Annotated in this window: 3 protein-coding genes; 1 reads left to right on the top strand and 2 read right to left on the bottom strand. The window is 52.2% G+C overall.

What is annotated here, in order from left to right; genetic code table 11:
- Positions 1-1,013: anthranilate synthase component I (locus V6D20_07025; protein ID HEY9815536.1), on the top strand; the 1,013-nt coding region annotated here is incomplete at its 5' end.
- A gap of 123 nt (positions 1,014-1,136) precedes the next feature.
- Here V6D20_07025 and V6D20_07030 read toward each other — a convergent pair.
- Both V6D20_07030 and V6D20_07035 read right to left on the bottom strand, forming a co-directional pair.
- Positions 1,137-1,688 carry a hypothetical protein gene (locus V6D20_07030; GenBank protein ID HEY9815537.1) on the bottom strand — a complete coding sequence of 184 codons (552 nt, stop codon included), beginning with the start codon at positions 1,686-1,688 and terminating at the stop codon, positions 1,137-1,139.
- Positions 1,689-1,857: 169 nt separating this feature from the next.
- Positions 1,858-2,754 carry an oxygenase MpaB family protein gene (locus V6D20_07035; protein HEY9815538.1) on the bottom strand — a complete coding sequence of 299 codons (897 nt, stop codon included), beginning with the start codon at positions 2,752-2,754 and terminating at the stop codon, positions 1,858-1,860.
- Between the last annotated feature and the right edge of the window lie 197 nt (positions 2,755-2,951).

Below are 2,951 nucleotides of genomic sequence, written 5' to 3' on the forward strand. Positions count from 1 at the left end.
TCCCCTTCCCCGTTGCCTACTGGTATGAACCCGAAAATTTTGCCGTGCTCGACCATTGGCAACAACGGCTCTGGATTGCCACCACCGATCCCCATGGGGGCGATCGCCTCCAGTACCAACTAGAAATATCCTTACCCAACACCCCCCTCACCTTACCTAGGATGAACCGCGCCAGCTATGCGACCCAAGCGGACGACTACCAATCTGCCGTGCGTCGTGCCCAGCAGTACATCCAAGCGGGCGATATCTTCCAGACCAACCTCTCCTTGCGATTTGTCACCGCCGGTCTTGCCGACCCCTGGCAAATTTACCGTACCCTACATCAGATCAACCCCTCCCCCTTCGCTAGCTACTGGCAAACGCCCTGGGGTGCCGTGATCAGTTGTTCCCCCGAACGTTTAGTCCATCGCGCCGGTCGGCAAGCCCAGACCCGTCCCATTGCCGGTACCCGTCCCCGAGGCACAACGCCAGAGAGCGATCACCGTTACGAACAAGAATTGCTCAGCAATGCCAAGGAAAATGCCGAACACATCATGCTGGTCGATCTGGAGCGCAATGACCTAGGGCGAGTTTGCGACTGGGGCACGGTGGAAGTCGATGAGCTGCTGACCATTGAGCGCTACAGTCATGTGATGCATCTGGTGAGCAACGTCCGAGGCATGGTGAGTCCCGATGTTGATGCGATCGCCCTGATTCGCGCCCTTTTCCCCGGCGGCACCATCACCGGCTGCCCCAAGGTACGTTGCATGGACATTATCGAAGAGCTAGAACCTGTACGCCGCAGTCTCTTTTATGGTTCTTGTGGCTATCTCGACTGGCGCGGACATCTGGATCTCAATATCCTGATTCGTACCCTTTTAGCAGTACCTGACGCACCATCTCTCACCGGCGCACAACCGTTTCATATCTATGGGCAGGTGGGTGCAGGCATCGTCGCCGACAGTGATCCTGGTTTAGAGTGGGAGGAGTCCTTGCAAAAAGCCAAGGCTCAACTGGCGGTTCTGGCAGGCTAACAGCCTGTCACAGCCCACCTCCATCCTTCAACCCAGGAAGACGGTGCGTTACGGCTTCGCCTAACAGCACCCTACCCCGCTGAATCGGTCATAGATAGGATAATCTTCTCTACCTCACGTTCATCAGGCAACCAAACCTAGAAAATCTCGAATTAGATACGTCATAGCGCTCTGAACCTGCTGATTATGTCCAGGATATAGGCATAGCGTTTCATCGCCCATTCTAATCTCTATCGACAGCCAAGATGCAGGTGGAGGCTCATTATTATCTTTAGTGACAGGCTCAACAGACAAAATCCTACTTAATGGATAACGAATAATTTTTGGAGGTCTTCCAGGAAAAATTGCCGGGGTAGAACAGGTGAGAGTGCCGGCTTGTTGGTCAAAGGTATAGGTTGCATAGCGACCACCGCCCAACCCTCTGGCGATTAAGATGCCTGTGAAGGGCAAGGCAGCAGCGATCGCTCCCAATACAAGCGCCGGCCATAGCACTGAACTAGCGAAGAACACAAAGGCACTGGCCACCCCAAAAAATATCAGAGGTTGAATCACCAAATTTTTAGCGCTGGGTGTTCCTCCATAGCTGTAAAGTCTTGCGCCATCAAGAATCACCAACTGCTGTGGTGAATGAGCTAGCACCTTCATCGATGGGTTAAGAATTTGGCGTGACTGCATATGTGTTGGCGCTGATGACCTGAAAGAACCCACGAGTTGCACCTATCAACGAGAATAGCTTAACCGTATGAGCAAAGAGTCGGGCGATCGCTCTCTTTATCTCCTATAGTCCTATCGTTAACCCCCAGCAACCTATCGTATCAACAGCATGTCCACAGCGATCGCCCCATCAACCTTGATGCCCCGAGTCGGCCTGTCCAAACTCAGGGGCATTGAGCTTAGGTAGCATCTGAGGCGGGCCCAGATCGGTTAGTTCATACCCTTGAGGATAACTGCGTTGCGGTTCATCCATGTAGAAACTAGGCGTTTGTCGAGGAGGTAAGTAGCGGAGGATGTTACCCCGCGATCGCAGCGCTTGCTCTACAACCTGACGCTGCCAGGGTTGAGGCATGGGAAAGCCAAAGGCGTTGATCATGCGATCATCCATAATGGCATAAACAAAGGGACGCACCAGTGGACGCAGGGGCTGGGGAAACCAACTGAGGAATAGGTTTAACGTAGATTCTCCTACCCGCTGGTTAGCTGCACTGTAGTGAAAGTGCTGGCGCTCATAGTCTAGGTTATAGGCTTCAAAGGCTTCATAGCTGCTGGGAATATCTTGAATATGCATGAGCTGCCCGATGGACAACCAAAAATAAAATAAAGCCTGCTTTTCTAAGGAGCTTAAGGGACGCCAGCCAAAGCGCTCAATCCATCGCACCGGCTCATAGATAAAGGTGGAGAGGACGTAGAGGAAATCAGCATTTTGGATAGGAAAGTGCCCGTGGATCTGATTCATCCGTTGAATCACAGCCTGCCCCTTAGGAGAGTCATATCCCCATTTGAGAATCATCGAGACCATCAAACCTGTATCATCGTATCGTTTTTGGGGATGACGATGAAATTCTGCCGTGCGATCTAAGAGGGTCGCAACACTGGGAACACAAAAGGTGCGGAATAAGGCAATTTCCAAGGCACGAGTCGTGTCCCAGGGAAATTCATAGCCAGCAAGCTGCCGACAGATGTCGCAGGTATCCCGCACTGGGTCGAGCTGTTGAATAGCATGGAATCGATCAAGTCGTTGCATACAGATTCTCACATGGGCATCAAAGGGACTACATCCATGAATAACGCCAAGACATGCCTCCAACCTCAGCCTGTGATATCAATCACAGGATAGGCATGGATCGATCACATCAAACGCTGACTGACTTCACACAGTAAGGGCGATCGCCTCACGTCGCCCAAGCGCCACTTGGTCCACAATACAGTCACATCTACAAA

This window comes from Candidatus Obscuribacterales bacterium (genome assembly GCA_036703605.1).
Lineage (GTDB): Bacteria > Cyanobacteriota > Cyanobacteriia > RECH01 > RECH01 > RECH01.

What these genes read in the sequence shown, in the direction of transcription:
- V6D20_07030 (HEY9815537.1), bottom strand. Translation starts at nt 1,688, where the DNA reads ATGCAGTCACGCCAAATTCTTAACCCATCGATGAAGGTGCTAGCTCAT.
- V6D20_07035 (HEY9815538.1), bottom strand. Translation starts at nt 2,754, where the DNA reads ATGCAACGACTTGATCGATTCCATGCTATTCAACAGCTCGACCCAGTG.